The organism is Pseudomonas sp. M1 (assembly GCF_022760135.1).
GTDB classification, from domain to species: Bacteria; Pseudomonadota; Gammaproteobacteria; order Pseudomonadales; family Pseudomonadaceae; genus Pseudomonas; species Pseudomonas citronellolis.
Genome location: NZ_CP094343.1, coordinates 4,734,159 through 4,752,316 on the forward strand (window position 1 = coordinate 4,734,159; position 18,158 = coordinate 4,752,316).

General features: G+C 68.2%; 16 protein-coding genes. 5 read left to right on the top strand and 11 right to left on the bottom strand.

Annotated features, from left to right (window positions below):
- Positions 1-119: 119 nt before the first annotated feature.
- Complete coding sequence (locus PM1_RS20775; protein WP_009621394.1) at positions 120-650, top strand: DUF2062 domain-containing protein; 531 nt, start codon at positions 120-122, stop codon at positions 648-650.
- 654 nt (positions 651-1,304) lie between these two features.
- Here PM1_RS20775 and PM1_RS20780 read toward each other — a convergent pair.
- The 3 genes from PM1_RS20780 to PM1_RS20790 are packed head-to-tail and all read right to left on the bottom strand — an operon-like array spanning position 1,305 to position 4,501.
- A complete protein-coding gene (locus PM1_RS20780) occupies positions 1,305-2,555 on the bottom strand; it encodes a lipoprotein-releasing ABC transporter permease subunit (protein WP_009621392.1) in 1,251 nt (416 codons plus the stop codon).
- Between the two features lie 16 nt (positions 2,556-2,571).
- Positions 2,572-3,255 carry a lipoprotein-releasing ABC transporter ATP-binding protein LolD gene (gene lolD, locus PM1_RS20785; protein ID WP_009621390.1) on the bottom strand — a complete coding sequence of 228 codons (684 nt, stop codon included), beginning with the start codon at positions 3,253-3,255 and terminating at the stop codon, positions 2,572-2,574.
- A complete protein-coding gene (locus PM1_RS20790) occupies positions 3,248-4,501 on the bottom strand; it encodes a lipoprotein-releasing ABC transporter permease subunit (RefSeq protein ID WP_009621388.1) in 1,254 nt (417 codons plus the stop codon). The genes lolD and PM1_RS20790 overlap by 8 nt, the downstream gene beginning before the upstream one ends.
- A 135-nt stretch (positions 4,502-4,636) precedes the next feature.
- Here PM1_RS20790 and PM1_RS20795 point away from each other — a divergent pair, with 135 nt between their 5' ends.
- The 3 genes from PM1_RS20795 to PM1_RS20805 are packed head-to-tail and all read left to right on the top strand — an operon-like array spanning position 4,637 to position 6,248.
- Positions 4,637-5,215 (top strand): PilZ domain-containing protein, encoded by a 579-nt coding sequence (locus PM1_RS20795; protein ID WP_009621386.1) that lies wholly within the window; start codon positions 4,637-4,639, stop codon positions 5,213-5,215.
- Entirely contained in the window at positions 5,212-5,529 is a 318-nt protein-coding gene (locus PM1_RS20800; RefSeq protein WP_009621384.1) for a hypothetical protein, read from the top strand. Before PM1_RS20795 ends, PM1_RS20800 begins: the two co-directional genes overlap by 4 nt.
- Positions 5,526-6,248, top strand: a complete 723-nt coding sequence (locus PM1_RS20805; RefSeq protein ID WP_009621382.1) for a glycerophosphodiester phosphodiesterase — start codon at positions 5,526-5,528, stop codon at positions 6,246-6,248. The genes PM1_RS20800 and PM1_RS20805 overlap by 4 nt, the downstream gene beginning before the upstream one ends.
- A 42-nt stretch (positions 6,249-6,290) precedes the next feature.
- On the opposite strand, the gene sthA is transcribed toward PM1_RS20805, so the two are convergent.
- From sthA to PM1_RS20840, 7 genes are all read right to left on the bottom strand, one after another.
- Positions 6,291-7,685 (bottom strand): Si-specific NAD(P)(+) transhydrogenase, encoded by a 1,395-nt coding sequence (gene sthA, locus PM1_RS20810; protein ID WP_009621380.1) that lies wholly within the window; start codon positions 7,683-7,685, stop codon positions 6,291-6,293.
- Positions 7,686-7,864: 179 nt separating this feature from the next.
- Entirely contained in the window at positions 7,865-8,872 is a 1,008-nt protein-coding gene (locus tag PM1_RS20815) for an FAD:protein FMN transferase (protein WP_009621379.1), read from the bottom strand.
- 63 nt (positions 8,873-8,935) lie between these two features.
- The gene (locus tag PM1_RS20820; protein WP_009621378.1) at positions 8,936-10,453 is read right to left on the bottom strand and encodes an efflux transporter outer membrane subunit; all 1,518 of its coding nucleotides are present in this window, start codon (positions 10,451-10,453) and stop codon (positions 8,936-8,938) included.
- 12 nt (positions 10,454-10,465) lie between these two features.
- Positions 10,466-11,581: an ABC transporter permease gene (locus PM1_RS20825; RefSeq protein WP_009621377.1), complete on the bottom strand. Its 1,116-nt coding sequence runs from the start codon at positions 11,579-11,581 to the stop codon at positions 10,466-10,468.
- Between the two features lies 1 nt (position 11,582).
- Complete coding sequence (locus PM1_RS20830) at positions 11,583-12,704, bottom strand: ABC transporter permease (protein WP_009621376.1); 1,122 nt, start codon at positions 12,702-12,704, stop codon at positions 11,583-11,585.
- A complete protein-coding gene (locus tag PM1_RS20835) occupies positions 12,701-14,464 on the bottom strand; it encodes an ATP-binding cassette domain-containing protein (protein ID WP_009621375.1) in 1,764 nt (587 codons plus the stop codon). Before PM1_RS20835 ends, PM1_RS20830 begins: the two co-directional genes overlap by 4 nt.
- Positions 14,464-15,486, bottom strand: coding sequence for an efflux RND transporter periplasmic adaptor subunit (locus tag PM1_RS20840; protein WP_009621374.1), 1,023 nt, complete (start codon positions 15,484-15,486; stop codon positions 14,464-14,466). The genes PM1_RS20835 and PM1_RS20840 overlap by 1 nt, the downstream gene beginning before the upstream one ends.
- 116 nt (positions 15,487-15,602) lie before the next feature.
- Between PM1_RS20840 and PM1_RS20845 the strand changes: the two genes are divergently transcribed.
- Positions 15,603-16,283, top strand: a complete 681-nt coding sequence (locus PM1_RS20845; RefSeq protein WP_009621373.1) for a TetR/AcrR family transcriptional regulator — start codon at positions 15,603-15,605, stop codon at positions 16,281-16,283.
- A gap of 405 nt (positions 16,284-16,688) precedes the next feature.
- On the opposite strand, the gene PM1_RS20850 is transcribed toward PM1_RS20845, so the two are convergent.
- Positions 16,689-18,089: an amino acid permease gene (locus PM1_RS20850; protein ID WP_009621372.1), complete on the bottom strand. Its 1,401-nt coding sequence runs from the start codon at positions 18,087-18,089 to the stop codon at positions 16,689-16,691.
- Positions 18,090-18,158: the final 69 nt, after the last annotated feature.

Here is an 18,158-nt window from a genome sequence, read left to right on the forward strand (position 1 = left end):
GCCTCCCTGGCAGCGAAGTCCGGTGCACCGCGCCCGGTTACACATGGACATAGTTGGTGAACAGAAGCTGTCATCTAGCTAGGCATAATGGCCGGTGTTCGTCTGCCAGAGATTTCCCCATGCCGCGCCGACTTTTCCAGCGCTACATGCCGGACCCCGAGCTGATCAGGAACCACAAGTCCCTGCGCTGCTTCGGGCCCCTGTTGCACTCGCCCAACCTCTGGCACCTGAATCGAAGGTCGGTATCCCGCGCCATGGGCATGGGCCTGTTCGCCGCCTTCGTGCCCATTCCCCTGCAGATGCTGCTGGCCGCCACGCTGGCGGTGTGGGTACGCGCCAACCTGCCGATCTCGGTGGGGCTGGTCTGGCTGACCAACCCCATCACCATGCCGCCGGTGTTCTATTGCACCTACAAGATGGGCGCCTGGGTCATGGGCGTGCCGGCGCGCACGCTGCCGGAGAACCTCACCTGGGAATGGATCAGCGGCGAACTGACGCTGCTCTGGCAGCCGTTCCTGCTCGGCTCGATCCTCTGCGGGCTGCTGGTGGGCCTGCTCGGCTACCTGGCCACCCAGGCCTACTGGCGCTGGTGGATAGGCCGCAGCTGGCGGCGGCGCCAGGCGTTGCGCAATCTGCGGCAGGGGTTATGAGCTCCCCTTGTCCGCGATAGCCGGAGGTATCGGCGCGGTTCGCGGATGAGATCCGCTCCTACGCTGCCCCACCCACGCCATTCCCCTGTAGGAGCGCGCCCTGCGCGCGAAATCGCGGGCAGGGCCCGCTCCTACAGGTCGCCGGGTGGCACGGGATTCCTCCCCGTAGGAGCGGACCTTGTCCGCGATAGCCGGACATTCCGGCGCGGTTCGCGGATGAGATCCGCTACGCTGCCCCACCCACGCCATTCCCCTGTAGGAGCGCGCCCTGCGCGCGAATCGCGGGCAGGGCCCGCTCCTACAGAATGCCGGGTAGCAATTACAATTTGCCGGGAGGCATGGCATTCCCCCGTAGGAGCGGACCTTGTCCGCGATAGCCGGACATTCCGGCGCGATTCGCGGATGAGATCCGCTCCTACGCTGCCCCACCCACGCCATCCCCCTGTAGGAGCGCGCCCTGCGCGCGATTTCGCGGGCAGGGCCCGCTACACCCTTCGGCAAACACGCCCCCGTAGGATGGGTTGAGCGAAGCGATACCCATCACCATGGCCCGACGGGTTTCGCAAGCTCAACCCATCCTGCGAAAAGCAGATCGGCGCAGTCGGCAAGACAGCGCCCACGAAACGAAGAAGCCGCCCCTCGGGGCGGCTTCGTTCATTCGTAGCGCAGCGCTTCGGCCGGCTGCGTCCTGGCGGCGCGCCAGGCCGGGTACAGCGTGGCGAGGAAGCTCATCAGCAGGGCCGCGCAGCACACCAGCAGCACGTCCGTCACCTGCACGTCGGAGGGCAGGTAGTTGATGAAGTAGACGTCGGAACTGAACACGTGGGTGCCCAGGGCCTTCTCCATCGCCGAGACGATGGCGGTGACGTTGAACGCCGCCAGCACGCCCAGGGTGCCGCCGACCAGGGTGCCGATCACCCCGATCACCGTGCCCTGGACCATGAAGATGGTCATGATCTGCCCCGGCGTGGCGCCCAGGGTGCGGAGGATGGCGATGTCGGTGCGCTTGTCGGCCACCACCATGATCAGCGTGGCGATGATGTTGAAGGCCGCCACCGCGACTATCAGCAGCAGCAGCAGGCCGATCATGGTCTTCTCCATCTTCATGGCGCCGAACAGGCTGCCCTGGGTGTGCGTCCAGTCCACCGAACGGAAGCCCGGGCCCAGGTCGGCGGCGATGCGCTGTCCCACTTCCGGCGCCTGGAACAGGTCCTTCAGGGCGATGCGCACGCTCTGCACCTGGCCCGGCTCCCAGCGCAGCAGGTGCGCGGCGTCGTCGACGTGGACCAGCGCCAGGGTGCCGTCCAGCTCGGCGCCGACCTTGAACACCCCGACCACGTTCAACCGCTGCATGCGCGGCGTCACGCCGCCGGCGGCGGAGGTGGACTCGGGGACGATCAGTAGCAGGCTGTCGCCGACGTTGACGCGGAAGCGCCGTGCGGTGATTTGGCCGATCACCACCCCGGACTCGCCGGACTTCAGCGCGTCCAGGCTGCCCTGGACCATGTGCGAGCCGATGATCGAGACCTTCGGCTCCAGGGCCGGGTCGACGCCGTCCACCTCGATCGGCTGCATCATGCCCTTGAACGAGAGCATGCCGTCCAGCTCGGTGTAGGGCACCGCGCCGACCACCTCGCGCTGCTTCGAGGCCTCGGCGGCCACCGCCTGCCAGTCGGCCAGCGGCTTGCCGTCGGCGTTCTGCAGCACGGCGTGGGGCACCATGCCGAGGATGCGCGAGCGCATTTCCTTCTGGAAGCCGTTCATCACCGAGAGCACCACGATCATCGCCAGCACCCCGAGGGTCAGGCCGATCATCGAGGTCAGGGAGATGAAGGAGATGTAGTGGTTGCGCTTCTTGGCCCGGGTGTAGCGGGTGCCGACGAAGATCGATAAGGGTCTGAACATGGCGTCTGCGGCTCGATCAGGCAGCGATCAGGCGGCCGTCCTCCAGGCGCAGCACGCGGTCCATCTGCTGCGCCAGGTGCGGGTCGTGGGTTACCACCAGGAAGGCCGTCTGCAGCGACTGCGACAGTTCGAGCATCAGCTCCTGGATGGAATGCGCGGTGTGCTGGTCGAGGTTGCCGGTGGGTTCGTCGAGCAGCACCAGCTGCGGCTGGTTGACCAGGGCGCGGGCGATGGCCACGCGCTGGCGCTCGCCGCCGGACAGCTCCGACGGCTTGTGCTGCAGGCGCGGCTTCAGGCCCACCCGCTCCAGCAGCGCGGCGGCGCGCTCGCGGGCCTCGGGGATCGGCATGCGGCCGATCAGCAGCGGCATGCAGACGTTCTCCAGGGCGGTGAATTCCGGCAGCAGGTGGTGGAACTGGTAGACGAAGCCCAGCGCGCGGTTGCGCAGCAGGCCGCGCTGCTTCTCGTTGAGCGCCGACAGCTCCTCGCCGGCCAGCCAGACGCTGCCGCTGCTGGGGATGTCGAGGCCGCCGAGCATGTTCAGCAGGGTGCTCTTGCCGGAGCCGGAGCTGCCGACGATGGCCACGCGCTCGCCGGGGAACAGCTCCAGTTGCACGTCGACCAGCACCTCGACCGACTGCGGGCCCTCCTCGTAGCTCTTGCGCAGGTTGCGGCAGCTCAGGACGGTCTTGTCACTCATAACGCAGGGCCTCCGCGGGCTGGGTGCGCGCGGCACGCCAGGCCGGATACAGGGTGGCGAAGAAACTCAGGATCAGCGCGGCGGCGCACACCAGGATCACGTCCTCGCGCATCAGCTGCGAGGGCAGGTAATCGATGAAGTAGACGTCCGAGCTGAGGAACTTGTGGCCGATCAGCTTCTCCAGCAGGGCGATGGCGTCACTCACCTTGAGCGCCGCGAGCACGCCGAGCACGCCGCCGATCAGGGTGCCGATCACGCCGATCACGCTGCCCTGGACCATGAAGATGGCCATGATCTGCCCCGGCGTGGCGCCCAGGGTGCGGAGGATGGCGATGTCCGACTTCTTGTCGGTGACCACCATCACCAGCGTGGAAATGATGTTGAACGCCGCCACCGCGACTATCAGCAGCAGCAACAGGCCGATCATGGATTTCTCCATCTGGATGGCCTGGTAGAGGTTGCCGTGGGTGCGTGTCCAGTCGCGGGCGTAGAAGTCGTTGCCCTTCAGCGTCTGGGCGATTTCCCAGGCGGTGCGCGGCGCCTGGAACAGGTCGTCGAGCTTCAGGCGCAGGCCCTGGACCTCGCCGTCCTTGAAGCGCTGCATGCGCGCGGCGTCCTCGACGTTGGCCAGGGCCACGTAGCCGTCCAGCTCGCCGGCGCCGACGTGGAAGATGCCGGCCACGGTGAAGCGCTTCATGCGCGGAAAGATGCCGGCGGGAGTCACCGAGACCTCGGGGGCGACGAAGGTGACCTTGTCGCCGACCTTCACCCCCAGGTTGGCCGCGGCCTTGTCGCCGATGATGATGCCGAACTCGCCGGGCTTGAGGCTGGCCAGGCTGCCTTGCCTGAAGAAGTCGCCGATGATCGAGACCTTGCCTTCCTCGGCCGGGTCCACGGCGTTGATGAGAATCTTCTGCACTACGCCGTTGTTGCTCAGCAGGCCCTGCATCTGGATGAAGGGCGCCACTTCCAGCACGTTGGGGTGCTGTGCCTTGATCTGCGTGGCCAGGCCGCGCCAGTCGTCGATCGGCTGGTAGGCCTCGACGGTGGCGTGCGGCACCATGCCCAGCACCCGGGTGCGCATCTCGTGGTCGAAGCCGTTCATCACCGAGAGCACCACGATCATCACCATGACGCCGAGCGCCAGGCCGATCATGGAAGTCAGGGAGATGAAGGAAACGAAGTGGCTGCGGCGCTTGGCGCGGGTGTAGCGCGTCCCGATATAGACGGAAAGAGGTCTGAACATGTAGGGCCGTTGTCAGGGGATTGGGGCGTCGATCCGGCCGGCGTCCGCTACCGCGCAAGGGTTTGCGGAGGCCGTTGTGGCGAGCTACGGCGGGCGGCTTTACACTCAGACCATCACTGCCGCCGTGGGTTCGCCATGTCCACTCCAGACGCGGATGACCGCCGCGAATACTACCGTATCGAGGATCACCTCGCACTGGAATTTCGCCCTCTTGCGGAGGACGCGGAGCAGGTGGCGCAAGCGTTACAGGATGATTCGCCGTTGTTCAACCTGCTCGGCGACCTGCACCTGCTGGAAGTGGAGGCGCAGCACCTGCTGCGGCAGATCGCCGAGCGCGACCGCCCCCTGGCCAGCTACCTGAAGCTGCTCGACAAGCGCCTGGACCTGGTGGCCGGCGCCCTCGCCCGCGGGCTGCTGGAGCAGGTCGGCCCGGCGCAGCCGGTGGTCCTCTCCGAGGGCGGCATCGCCTTCATCGCCCCCGAGCCCTTCCACCCCGGGCAGTTGCTGGCGCTGAAGCTGGTGCTGCTGCCCCAGGCCCTGGGCCTGAGCCTGCGCGCGCGGGTCACCCACTGCGAGTCGCGCGGGCTGGGCGAATACGAGATCGGCACCCTGTTCGAGAACCTCGAGGAGCCGCAGCGCCAGCTGCTGGCCCGGCACATACTGCAGAAACAGGCGGCCGAACGGCGCCAGGCGAAGGACCGCGACGACTCATGAAGGCCCTGCACATCCCCTTCCTGCTGCTGTGCCTGGGCATGGCCCTGCCGGCCGCGGCCGATACCCTGGAAATCCCCGTCGGCGCCCAGGGCGACGCCAGCATCGCCCTGCCCGCCCGCGGCGAGAGCCGGCGCGCCGTACTGGAGCGCTTCGGCCTGCCCGACGAGGAGCACCCGGCCGTGGGCAGCCCGCCGATCACCCGCTGGGACTACCGCGAATTCAGCGTCTATTTCGAATACGATCACGTGGTCGACGCGGTTCGCGCGCATCGCCCGCAGAACCCGATCCTTCCCTCTCCCAAGGAGCCCCAGTGACTCTCATCTATGGCCATCGCGGCGCCAAAGGCGAAGCGCCGGAAAACACCCTGCCCAGCTTCCAGCGCTGCCTGGAACACGGCGTGACGCGTTGCGAACTGGACCTGCACCTGTCCCGCGACGGCGAACTGATGGTGATCCACGACCCGACGCTCAAGCGCACCACCGGGCGCCGCGGCAAGGTGTCCGAGCAACTGGCCGAGGACCTGGTCACCTACGACGCGCGCCAGGGCGGCCCGGGCTGGGTGCGCCCCTGCCCCATCCCGCGGCTGGCCGAGCTGTTCGAGCGCTGCGAGTTCGAGCATTGGCAGCTGGAAGTGAAGAGCGCTTCGCGCGAGCGCGCGGCGCGCACCGTGCAGGCCATCCACCAGTTGGTCGGGCGCTTCGGCCTGCGCGAGCGCATCACCGTGACCTCCAGCTCGCGCACCGTGCTGCGCGCGCTGCAGCAGCTGACGCCGGACCTGTCCCGCGGGCTGGTGGCCGAATACGCCTGGCTCGACCCGCTGAAGGTGGCGGCGAACTATGGCTGCGAGCTGCTGGCGCTGAACTGGACGCTGTGCACCCCGGAGCGGCTGCTCAAGGCGCAGAAGCAGGGGCTGCACGTGTCGGTGTGGACGGTCAACGAACCGGCGCTGATGCGCCGGCTCGCCGACTTCGGCGTGGACAGCCTGATTACAGACTTTCCCGGTTTGGCCACTGCCACGCTCGGGAATCGCTGAGCGGGTCGCCCCCGGCCGGCTCAGGCCGCCGGTCGGGGTATTTCAGAAAAGCCGGTTGAGGCCGTCGAACGCCGCTACGCGGTAGGCTTCGGCCATGGTCGGGTAGTTGAAGGTGGTGTTGACGAAGTACTTCAGGGTGTTCAGCTCGCCCGGCTGGTTCATGATCGCCTGGCCGATGTGGACGATCTCCGAGGCCTGGTCGCCGAAGCAGTGCACGCCGAGGATTTCCAGGGTCTCGCGGTGGAAGAGGATCTTCAGCATGCCCACCGGCTCGTTGGAGATCTGCGCGCGGGCCATGCCCTTGAAGAACGCCTTGCCCACTTCGTAGGGAATCTTCGCCGCGGTCAGCTCGTGCTCGTTCTTGCCGATGGAGCTGATCTCCGGAATGGTGTAGATGCCGGTGGGCACGTCGTTGACGAAGCGCCAGGTGTCCTGCTCGACGATGTTGCCGGCGGCCGAGCGGCCCTGGTCGTAGGCGGCGCTGGCCAGGCTCGGCCAGCCGATCACGTCGCCGGCGGCATAGATGTTCGACACCGAGGTGCGGTAGTTCTCGTCCACCTCGATCTGGCCGCGGCTGTTGACCTTGATGCCGATGTTCTCCAGGCCCAGGCGGTCGGTGTTGCCGGTACGGCCGTTGCACCACAGCAGGGCGTCGGCCTTGATCTTCTTGCCCGACTTCAGGTGCAGGATCACGCCGTTGTCCAGGCCCTCGACGCGCTCGTACTCCTCGTTGTGGCGCACCAGCACGTTGTTGTTGCGCAGGTGGTAGCTCAGGGCGTCGGAGATTTCGTCGTCGAGGAAGCTCAGCAGTTGGTCGCGGGTGTCGATCAGGTCGACCATCACGCCCAGGCCGCTGAAGATCGAGGCGTACTCGCAGCCGATAACGCCGGCTCCGTAGATGATCAGACGGCGCGGGGTGTGGCTCAGCGAGAGGATGGTGTCGCTGTCGTAGACCCGCGGGTGGTTGAAGTTGATGTCCGCCGGGCGGTACGGGCGCGAGCCGGTGGCAATGACGAACTGGTCGGCGACCAGGCGCTCCACGGCGCCGCTGGGGGTCACCACCTCGACGGTGCGCTCGTCGACGAAGCTGGCGGTGCCGTTGAACATGTCGATGCGGTTGCGCGCGTAGTAGCCGGTACGCGAGGAGACCTGCTTGTTGATCACCTTCTCGGCGCTTTTCAGCACGTCGGGGAAGGAGAACCAGCGCGGCTCGCCGATCTGGCGGAACATCGGGTTGGTGTTGAACTCGATGATCTGCTTCACCGAGTGACGCAGCGCCTTGGACGGGATGGTGCCCAGGTGCGTGCAGTTGCCGCCGACCACGCGACGGCTGTCCACCACCGCCAGCTTGCGCCCGTACTTGGAGGCGTTCATCGCCGCCCCCTCGCCCGCCGGGCCCGTGCCGAGAATCACCACGTCGTAGTTGTAGACAGCCATGCGTACTCCTTCAGAACAGGCCGGGGCGCCCCTGTGGCGCTTCCGGCAAAGTCCCGGCACGCCTGGCGCCGGGAGCGATCGAATCGATGTTGGCAGCTTAGCCGCGCGACAAATTGCTGCACATTAGCGCTTGGTCGTGCGGTAGGCGAATTTTGCCATCACTACATTTGGTGCGGCTTTCATGGCCGCGCCGGATCGGGGAAGAGCTCGGCGAAGCGCGTACTGGCGCGCATGGCGAAGCCCTGCCCCTGGTGCACGACGAACCAGGCGGCCAGCCCGTGCTGCTCGGCATAGCGGTAGCCTTCGTCCGGGCCCAGCACCATGAGCAGGGTCGACAAGCCGTCGGCGTGCAGCGTCGAGCGGTCGACCACGGTCACCGCCGCCAGCCTGTGGCGCACCGGCGTGCCGGTGCGCGCGTCGAAGGTGTGCGAGTAGCGCTGCCCACCTTCCTCGAAATAGTTGCGGTAGTCGCCCGAGGTCGACACCCCGTAGCCGTCCACCGCCAGCGAGCGCGCCACGCTGCGCTCGCGTTCGCCGCTGGGCACCTCCAGCGCCACCCGCCAGGGCGAGCCGTCGGGCTTGTGGCCCACGGCCTTGAGTTCGCCGGTGATCTCCACCAGGTAATTCTTCACGCCCAGCTCGGCCAGGCGCTGGCTGACGCGGTCCACCGCGTAGCCGGCGACTATGCTGTCGAAGTCCAGCTGCGCCGCCACGTCCTTGCACACCAGGCTGCCGTCCACCCGCACATGGCGGTAGCCGACGCGCGCCCGTTCGCGCTGCAGCGCGTCGGCGGCCGGCACCAGCTCGCCGCGGGACTGCGGGCCGAAGCCCCAGAGATTCATCAGCGGTTCGACGGTGAGGTCGAAGGCGCCGGCGCTGGCCTCGGACAGTTCGTTGCCGTAGCGCAGCAGCTCCACCAGTTCGCTCGGCATGGCCTGGCAGGCGCCGGCCGGCAGGGCGTTGAAGCGCGAGACCTCGGAGTCGTCGCGGTAGGTGGAGAACTGCCGGTCGAGTTCGCCGAGAATGCCCTCGACCTCCGCCTGCAGGCGCTGCGGCGCGGGGCTCTGCGCCGTCGGCAGGTACTGCACGGAATAGCTGCTGCCCATGGTCGGGCCGCCGAAGCGCTCGACACGCTCGCCGCAACCGGCCAACGCCAACAGCCCCAAGCACAGCCAGATGCCTCGCAACGCACCACCTCCATTCCCCTGCCCCGGCACGGGCGGCGCACATTCTACCGGAAACGGCAGGGCTTACTGTTGCCCAGGCGGTAAAGGTTCGTTGACCGAATCGCCGCCCTGCAGCGGCGCGCCGCCGCCCAGGGCCTTGTACAGCGCCACCAGGTCCAGGCGCAGCTGGCCGTCGCTGTCCACCAGGTCGCGGCGCGCCTGCAGGTAGTTGCGCTGGGCGTCCAGCTCCACCAGGAAATCGGTCATGCCGCCGGCATAGCGCGCCTTGGCCATGTCGTAGGCCTGCCCGGCGCTGTTCAGCCGCGCCTGCAACTGGGCGTTGCGCTGGCGCTCGGCGCCGTAGCCGCTGAGGGCGTCGTCCACTTCCTGCCAGGCCTTGAGCACGGTCTGCTGGTAGTTCACCGCGGCTTCCTGCTGCTCCAGCTTGCGCAGGGTCACCTGGGAACGGCGCCGGCCGTTGTCGAAGATCGGTACGCTCAGGCTCGGCCCCACCGCCCACTGGCGGCTGCCCCAGTCGGAGAGGTCGCCACTCTCGAAGGAGGAATAGCCGAAGCTGGCGCCCAGGCGGATGCTCGGGTACAGCTCGGCCACCGCCACCCCGATGTTGGCCGTGGCGGCGTGCAATTGCGCCTCGGCGGCGCGGATGTCCGGGCGCCGCCGCGCCACTTCCGAGGGCAGGCCGGGGCTGAGGTCGGGCAAGACGGCGGATTGCGCGGGCGGCGTCTTCAGCTGCGCCTGCAACTCGCCCGGCTGCGCGCCGACCAGCACGCCGAGCTGGTTGATCGCCTGGCCCTCGGCCGCCTGCAGTTGCGGCAGGCGCGAGCGCAGCTCTTCCAGCTGGCTGCGCTGGCGCACCAGGTCGAAGTCGTCCACCAGGCCGCCGTCGGCGCGGGCCTGCACCAGTTCCAGGGATTCCTCGGTGGCGCGCAGGTCTTCCTGGGTCACGGCGATCTGCTGCTGCACCCGGCGCAGCTCGAAGTAGCCGCGCGCCACCTCGCTGGCGACCAGCAGCCGCGCCTGTTCCAGCAAGGCGCGCTGCTGCTCTACGCGGGCGTCGGCGGCCTCGATGGAGCGGCGCACGCGGCCCCAGAAGTCGATTTCCCAGGAGGCGTCGAAGCCGGCTTCGTAGAGGGTGAAGGGCTGGGCCAGGGTCTTCGCCAGCTCGTCGCTGTCGCCCGGCGCCAGGCTGGAGATCATCCGCGCGCTGGCGCCACGCTCGCTCTGCCGTTGACGCTGCACGTCGGCCTTGCCGTCGACGTTCACCCCGCGCTGGGCAGCGACCATTTGCCGCTGCATGCGCGCCTGGGCGAAGCGCAGCGCGGCGCTCTGCAGGTCCGGGCTGGCCGCCGTGGCGCGGCGCTGCAGGTAGTCCAGCGCCGGGTCGGCGAACTGCGTCCACCACTGCGCGGGGATGGCCTGGCCGCCCTGCCCCGCGCTCAGCAGCGCGGCATCGCCGGCATGGGCCGCGCGCCAGTCGGCCGGGGCCTGCGGCTGCGGCGCCTGGTAGTCCGGCCCCACCGCGCAGGCGCCCAGCGCCAGCAGCAGCGGCAGGAGGAAGTAGGGATTGGGCGACGACGGCATGGCGGCCTCCGGTCAGGCGAGTCGATTGCGGAACAGCCAGGCGGACAGCGGCAGGGTCACGCTCGCCACCACCAGCATCGGCAACAGGTCATGGGCCACCTCGAACAGGCTGGCGCCTTCCAGGTAGATGCGCTGGATCAGGTCGATGGCGAAGCGCAGCGGGTTGATGTAAGTGGCCATCTGCAGCGCCTCGGGCATGTTGCGCACCGGCGTGGCCAGGCCCGAGAGCAGCATGATCGGCATGATCAGCACGAAGGTGTAGAGCATCGCCTGCTGCATGTTCAGCGACACCGCCGAGATCGACAGGCCCAGGCCGACGCAGGAGACCATGAACACCAGCAGCCCGCCGTAGAAGTCCGGCAGCGAGCCGGCCATGGGGATGCGGAACCAGTACAGCGCCATCAGCAGCACCAGCGACGCCTGCACCAGGCCGATGAGGATCGGCGGCAGGGCCTTGCCGAGCATGATCTCCATGGGCGAATAGGGCGTGACCAGCAACTGGTCGAAGGTGCCCTGCTCGCGCTCGCGGGCCACCGAGAGCGCGCTGAGCATCAGCGTCTGCAGCATGCTCAGCGAGGCGATCAGCGCCGGGATCAGCGGCCAGCGCGTCTCCAGGTTGGGGTTGTACCAGGCGCGGGTGATCACGCTGACCGGCGCCTGGGCCAGGCCGCGCTCGCGGTTGAAGTCGTTGACCACGCTGGCCAGCCCGGCCGCCGCGGCGCCGGCGGTGGTGGAGTTGCGCCCGTCGAGGATCACCTGCAGCGGCGCCGGCTCGCCGCGGGTCAGGCGCGTCTCGAAGTCGGCGGGAATCTGGATCACCAGCAGCGCCTTCTCGGCGTCGATCACGCTGGCGATGTCGCGCGGCGCGCGCAGGGTCGCCACGCGGTGGAAGATGCCGCTGCCGTCCAGGCGGTTGGCCAGGCGCTGGGACGACTCGCTGTGGCTCTGGTCGAGCAGCGCGTAGGGCGCGTCGTTGAGGTCGAAGGTCACCGCGTAGCCGAACAGCAGGCTCTGCATCAGCACCGGCGCCAGCAGCACGATGCGGTTGGCCGGGTCCTTGAGGATCACCAGCAGCTCCTTGCGCCAGAGATTGGCTAGGCGACGCAGCAGTTCAGCGAAGGCGCCCATCTCAGTCCAGCCTCTTGCGCGTGGCCAACTGCGCCAGGCCCAGCAGGACCACGGCGTAGCCGGCGAGGATCAGGCAGTTGCGGATGATCAGCGGCCAGAAGTCGCCGGCCAGGAACAGCGACTTCACCAGCTCCATGAAGTAGGTGGCCGGCAGCAGGTTGCCGATCACCCGCACGGCGGTGGGCACGTTGCGCAGGTCGAAGATGAAGCCCGAGAGCATCATCGCCGGGAGGAAGCTGGCGAGCAGGGAAATCTGGCTGGCGAGGAACTGGTTCTTGGTCACCGCCGAGATCAGCAGGCCGATGCCCAGGGCGACGAACAGGTAGAGCATGGAGCTGACCAGCAGCGCCAGCAGAGAGCCGTACATGGGCACGTGGAACAGCAGGCGCGCCGCCAGCAGGCACAGCGCCAGGCCCAGCAGGCCGACCAGGAAGCAGGGGATGATCTTCGCCAGGAGGATTTCCACCGAGCGCACCGGGGTGACGAACAGCGCCTCCAGGGTGCCGCGCTCCCATTCGCGGGCCATCACCAGCGCGGTGAGGAAGGCGCCCACCAGGGTCATGATCAGCACGATCAGCCCTGGCACCAGGTACCAGGTGCTGGTGTTGGCGGCGTTGAACCACATGCGCTGCTCGATGCGCACGCCGCCGGATTGCAGGCCGGCGTTGCGCGCCGCCTGCTTCTCGCCCCACAGCGCCAGGGCCTGGTTGAGGTAGTTGCTCACCCCCGAGGCGCGGGTGGCGTCGGAGCCCTGCACCAGCACCAGCACCTGGGCATCGCCGTCCTGCAGGCGGCGACTGAAGTCGGCGGGCAGGTAGACCAGGGCGTCGGCCTGGCGCGACTCCAACAGCCGCCGGCCCTCTTCGAAGGATTTCAGCGGCAGCGGCCGCAGGTATTCCGAGTCGCTGATGCTGGCGAGCAGGTCGCGGGCCTGCGGCGCCGGGTCGTCCTGCACCACCGCCACCAGGCTGTGGCGCACGTCCAGCGACAGGCCGTAGCCGAAGATCAGGATCAGCGCGATGGGCAGGCCGATGCCGATCATCAGGTTGCTGCGGTCGCGCAGCAGCTGGCGCACTTCCTTGCGCGTCAGCGACAGCAGCCGGCGCCAGAACGAACCGCTCATGCGCGCGCCTCCTGCTGGTGCTGGCGGGCCTGCTCGACGATCTCGATGAAGGCCTGCTCCATGTTCAGCGAGCTACCCTGGCCGCCGGCCTGCTCGCGCACCTGCTGCGGCGTGCCCATGGCGAGGATGCGCCCGGCGTCCTGGATGACGATGCGGTCGCAATACTCGGCCTCTTCCATGAAGTGGGTGGTGATGATGATGGTGGTGCCGCCGGCCGCCAGCGCCGTGATGCGCTGCCAGAAGCCGCGCCGGGCCAGGGGGTCGGCGCCGCTGGTGGGTTCGTCGAGGAAGAGGATTTCCGGCTCGTGGAGCAGGCCCACGGCCATGGCCAGGCGCTGCTTGTAGCCGCCGGGCAACTGGCCGCTGGGCTCGCCCTCGTGGCCGGAAAGGTCGAACTGCCGCGACACCTCGTCCATGCGCCGCCCCAGCTGCCTGCCGGCCAGGCCGTAGGCGCCGCCGAAGAATTGCAGGTTCTCGCGCACCGAGAGGTTGCCGTACAGCGAGAACTTCTGCGACACGTAGCCGATGCGCCGGCGCGCCTGGGCGCGGGCGTGGCGCAGGTTGACGCCGGCCACCTGCAGGCTGCCGGACGACGCCGGCAGCAGCCCGCAGAGCATGCGGAAGGTGGTGGTCTTGCCGGCGCCGTTGGGCCCCAGCAGGCCGAAGATTTCGCCGCGGGCCACGCTGAAGCTGGTGCGGTCCACCGCGGTGAAGTCGCCGAACTTGCGCACTAGGTCCTTCACTTCGATCACCGCCTCGCCGTTGCCGGAAGTACCGCCCGGCGCGGCGGCCTTGAGCGCCTCGGTATCCACCTGCTCGGCGCCGCTCCTGGCCCGCAGCAGGACCATGAAGCCGTCCTCCAGGCGCGCTTCCACCTCGCGCACCGGGGCGCCGTCGAGCAGTTCGTCCAGGCGCTTTTCATCGGCATCGCGCTGGCGGATGAAGCGCACCTCGCCGCCCTGGGGCACCGCGTCGATGATGTTCTGCGGATCGTCCAGCAGCCGCGCCTGCAGCTTGCGCGCCGGCTCGCCGACCGGCGGCACGGCGATGCGGCAGAGACCATCGGCGTGGCGGCGGATGTCCTCGGGCAGGCCCTGGGCCAGCAACTGGCCCTGGTGCAGCAGGTACACCTCGGAGCAGCGCTCGGCTTCGTCCATGTAGGAGGTGGTCAGCAGCACGCTGAGACTCTCCTCCTCCACCAACTGCTGGACGATTTCCCACAGCTCGCGGCGCGACAGCGGGTCGACGCCCACGGTCGGCTCGTCCAGCAACAGCAGTTGCGGCGAGCGCACCAGGGTGCAGGCCAGGCCGAGCTTCTGCTTCATGCCGCCGGACAGCTTGCCCGCAGGGCGGTCGGTGAAGCGTCCCAGGTCGGTCATCGCCAGCAGGCGCTCGAAGCGCTGGCGGCGCTGCTGCGCGCCGACGCCATGGAGGTCGGCGTAGAGATCGAGGTTTTCCTGCACGCTCAGGTCTTCGTAGAGGCCGAAGCGCTGCGGCATGTAGCTGATCAGGTCCTGCACGCGCTGCGGGTGCGCCTTGACGTCGATGCCGAGCACCTCCAGCTCGCCGCCGTCGGCGCGCAGCAACCCGGCCACCAGGCGCAGGAAGGTGGTCTTGCCGGCGCCGTCCGGGCCAACCAGCGCGGTCAGCGCGCCCTTGCGCACCTGCAGGTCGAGGCCGTGCAGGGCCTGCACGATCTGCCCGGATTCCTTGACCAGGAACTGCCTGACGACGCCGCGGGCGTCTATCACCAGGTCCATCAGTCGGCCTTCCCGTCGCGCAGCTGGTCGCCCTCGGCGATGCGCACCGTGGCCGGCATGCCCAGGCGCAGGCGGTTGTCCTTGTCCTCGACTATCACCCGCACCTCGTAGACCAGCGCGGTGCGCAGCTCCTCGGTCTGCACGGCCTTGGGGGTGAACTCGGCGACGTCGGAGATGTAGCCGACGTGCCCCTGTACCGGCTGCTGCGGACGGCTGTCGGTGCTGACGCTGGCGCGCATGCCCGGCTTGATGTGGCCGAGCTGGGTTTCGTTGACGTACACCCGCACCCACTTCGGATCGGTGATGGCCAAGGCGTAGACCGCGCGCTGCGGCGAGGCCATGTCGCCCGGCTCCAGCAGGCGCGAGCGCACCGTGGCGTCCTGCGGGGCGCGCAACTGGGTTTCGTCGAGGTTGTGCTGCAGCAGCGCGAGCTGGGCGCGGGCGCCTTGCAGCTGGGCCTCGGCCTGGGCGATGTCCTCGGCGCGCGGGCCGATCTTCGCCAGGCGCAGGGCCTTTTGCGCATCCTCCAGCCGGGCCTGGTCGACCTTCAACTGGGCGCTGGCGTTGTCCAGGTCCTGCTGGCTGACGGCGCGCCCGCCGGGGCTGTTGGCGCGGATGCCCTGCAGGCGGCGCAGTTGGATGCCGGCCAGCTCGACCTGGGCCTTGGCGCCGTCCACCTGGGCCTTGGCGCGGTCGATGTCCTCGGGGCGCGAGCCGTTGTGCAGGCGCAGCACGTTGGCTTCCTGGGCGGCGATCTGCGCCTTGGCCTGGTCGATCTGCAGCTTCAGGGTGCGGCTGTCGAGGCTGGCCAGGACCTGCCCGGCCTTGACCGCGTCGCCCTCCTCCACGCGCATCTCGGCGATGCGCTCGCTGCCGGTGAAGGCCAGGGACACCTGGCGGATGTCGACGTTGCCGTAGAGCACCAGGTCGCCGCCCTGCTCGGCCTTCGAGTGGAAGTAGTACCAGGCCCCCAGGCCCGCCGCGGCGAGCAGCAGCAGGACAACGACGAGCTTCTTGCGCATGATGACGACCCGCTATCGGTTGACGACAAGGGGCAAGCATAGACAACGAATTCAAATTTGAATTTGATCTAGCCCGGCTCTAGTCTGCACAGACTCCCATCCAGCAGGGTGCAAGCATGCCTGGACCACCCCGCAAGGCTCGCCAGGAGCCGCCCCGCGCCCCGCGCCAGGACGGCGAAGCCACTCGTCGCCGGATACTCCTGGCGGCCGGCGAACTGTTCGCCGAGCGTGGCTACGCCGACACCACCAGCAAGGCCATCTGCCAGCGCGCGCAGTGCAACATGGCCGCGGTGAACTACCACTTCGGCAGCCGCGATGGCCTCTACCACGCGGTGCTGCAGGACATGCACAAGCACCTGATCGGCTACGACCAGCTCGAACGACTGACCTGCGGCCAGCGCCCGGCCCGCGACAAGCTCGCCGACCTGATCGCGGCGCTGACCCTCAACGTCGCCAACGGCCAGCGCTGGCAGGCGCGCCTGTGGGCCCGTGAGCTGCTGACGCCCTCGCCCTTCCTCTCCGAACTCATCGACCGGGAGGCCATGCCCAAGGTGCGCCTGGTGCTGGCGCTGCTCGGCGAGGTCACCGGCATCCCCGCCCAGGAGCCGGCGCTGCTGCGTTGCCTGTTCAGCGTGATAGCGCCCTACCTGACGCTGCAGGTGATCAGCCGGGAAATCCCCACGCCGCTGACCGGCCTGTTCGAGCAGCCGCCGGAAGACCTCGCCCGCCACCTGCAGCTGTTCGCCCAGGCGGGGCTGGAGGCGGTGGCGCGGGATTATCGCGACGGGCGGCTGTAGTACGGCGCTGGCCGGCCTACAGCGCCGCCGGTGGGGCCCATCCTACGGGTGGGAACGCCATGCCTCCGGGCAATCTGTAGGAGCGGACCTTGTCCGCGATAGCCGGAGGTATCGGCGCGGTTCGCTGCCCCACCCACGCCATTCCCCCGTAGGATGGGTTGAGCGAAGCGATACCCATCGCCATGGCGGGTCGGGCCCGGAGTGCCCGGGAACAGGTGCTCCGGGTTCGAACCCGGAACGCGCCTGGAATCACGGTCAAACGGCGGATAACGCCGTAGGCGTTATCCGCCCTACGCAATGCCCAACCATGACGTAGGGCGCATGACCGTTCGCGGTCATCCGCCGCAAACAAAAAGGCCGCACCCCGGTAGGAATGCGGCCCTTTCTCGTCCAGCGCCGGCGGGATCAGGCGGTAGCCCGTGCCTCGCCCTTGCGCTTGAGCAGGTAGCAGACGCCCATCAGCACCACCCATACCGGGATGGCGTACACCGACACGTCGATGCCCGGGATCTGCAGCATGATGCCGAGGATGAACACCACGAAGGCCAGGCACAGCCAGTTGCCGAACGGGTACCACAGGGCGCGGAAGCTGGTGCGCACGCCCTCGCGGTTCTTGGCGCGGCGGAACATCAGGTGGGCCAGGCTGATCATCGCCCAGTTGATCACCAGCGCCGCCACCACCAGCGACATCAGCAGCTCCAGCGCCTGGTGCGGGATCACGTAGTTGACCACCACGCAGGCCAGGGTGATGAAGGCCGAGACACCGATGGCCAGCAGCGGCACGCCGCGGTCGTCGACCTTGGCGAAGGCGCGCGGGGCGTCGCCCTGCTCGGCCAGGCCGAAGAGCATGCGGCTGTTGCAGTACACGCAGCTGTTGTAGACCGACAGCGCCGCGGTCAGCACCACGAAGTTCAGCACGTTGGCCGCGACATCACTGCCCAGCAGCGAGAACACCTTGACGAAGGGGCTGCCGCTGTACGGGTCGCCGGAGCTGTTGATGCTCTGCAGCAGCGCGTCCCACGGGTACAGCGAGAGCAGCACGGCCAGGGCGCCGATGTAGAAGATCAGGATGCGGTAGATCACCTGGTTGATCGCCTTGGGGATCACCTTCTTCGGCTCCGCCGCTTCTGCCGCGGTGATGCCCACCAGCTCCAGGCCGCCGAAGGAGAACATGATGATCGCCAGGACCATCACCAGGCCGGAAATGCCGTTGGGGAAGAAGCCGCCGTGGCTCCACAGGTTGCTCACCGAGGCCTGCGGGCCGCCGTGGCCGCTGGCCAGCAGCCAGATGCCGAGCAGGATCATGCCGATGATGGCGGCGACCTTGATGATGGCGAACCAGAACTCGGTCTCGCCGAAGGCCTTCACGTTGAACAGGTTGATGGCGTTGATCAGCACGAAGAAGATCGCCGCCGTGGCCCAGGTGGGGAACTCCGGCCACCAGAACTGGATGTACTTGCCGACCGCCGTGAGTTCCGACATGCCGACCAGGATGTACAGCACCCAGTAGTTCCAGCCGGACATGAAGCCGGCGAAGCCGCCCCAGTACTTGTGGGCGAAGTGGCTGAAGGAACCGGCGACCGGTTCCTCGACGATCATCTCGCCGAGCTGGCGCATGATCAGGAAGGCGATGAAGCCGCCGATGGCGTAGCCGAGGATCATCGACGGGCCGGCGGATTGCAGTACACCGGCCGAGCCCAGGAACAGGCCGGTACCGATGGCGCCACCCAGGGCGATCAGCTGGATGTGGCGGTTCTTCAGGCCACGCTTGAGCGAGCCTTCATGCAGATGGGGATGTCCATCCATTGCGGGGTTCCTCGGTAGAGGGGTTGGCATTTTTATCGTTATGGTGCGCGGGTAAGCGCGAAGACTAAC

Excerpts from the sequence above, each read along its gene's own strand:
- PM1_RS20775 (WP_009621394.1), top strand. The coding sequence starts at position 120 with ATGCCGCGCCGACTTTTCCAGCGCTACATGCCGGACCCCGAGCTGATC.
- PM1_RS20780 (WP_009621392.1), bottom strand. The coding sequence starts at position 2,555 with ATGTTCAGACCCTTATCGATCTTCGTCGGCACCCGCTACACCCGGGCC.
- lolD (WP_009621390.1), bottom strand. The coding sequence starts at position 3,255 with ATGAGTGACAAGACCGTCCTGAGCTGCCGCAACCTGCGCAAGAGCTAC.
- PM1_RS20790 (WP_009621388.1), bottom strand. The coding sequence starts at position 4,501 with ATGTTCAGACCTCTTTCCGTCTATATCGGGACGCGCTACACCCGCGCC.
- PM1_RS20795 (WP_009621386.1), top strand. The coding sequence starts at position 4,637 with ATGTCCACTCCAGACGCGGATGACCGCCGCGAATACTACCGTATCGAG.
- PM1_RS20800 (WP_009621384.1), top strand. The coding sequence starts at position 5,212 with ATGAAGGCCCTGCACATCCCCTTCCTGCTGCTGTGCCTGGGCATGGCC.
- sthA (WP_009621380.1), bottom strand. The coding sequence starts at position 7,685 with ATGGCTGTCTACAACTACGACGTGGTGATTCTCGGCACGGGCCCGGCG.
- PM1_RS20820 (WP_009621378.1), bottom strand. The coding sequence starts at position 10,453 with ATGCCGTCGTCGCCCAATCCCTACTTCCTCCTGCCGCTGCTGCTGGCG.
- PM1_RS20825 (WP_009621377.1), bottom strand. The coding sequence starts at position 11,581 with ATGGGCGCCTTCGCTGAACTGCTGCGTCGCCTAGCCAATCTCTGGCGC.
- PM1_RS20830 (WP_009621376.1), bottom strand. The coding sequence starts at position 12,704 with ATGAGCGGTTCGTTCTGGCGCCGGCTGCTGTCGCTGACGCGCAAGGAA.
- PM1_RS20835 (WP_009621375.1), bottom strand. The coding sequence starts at position 14,464 with ATGGACCTGGTGATAGACGCCCGCGGCGTCGTCAGGCAGTTCCTGGTC.
- PM1_RS20840 (WP_009621374.1), bottom strand. The coding sequence starts at position 15,486 with ATGCGCAAGAAGCTCGTCGTTGTCCTGCTGCTGCTCGCCGCGGCGGGC.
- PM1_RS20845 (WP_009621373.1), top strand. The coding sequence starts at position 15,603 with ATGCCTGGACCACCCCGCAAGGCTCGCCAGGAGCCGCCCCGCGCCCCG.
- PM1_RS20850 (WP_009621372.1), bottom strand. The coding sequence starts at position 18,089 with ATGGATGGACATCCCCATCTGCATGAAGGCTCGCTCAAGCGTGGCCTG.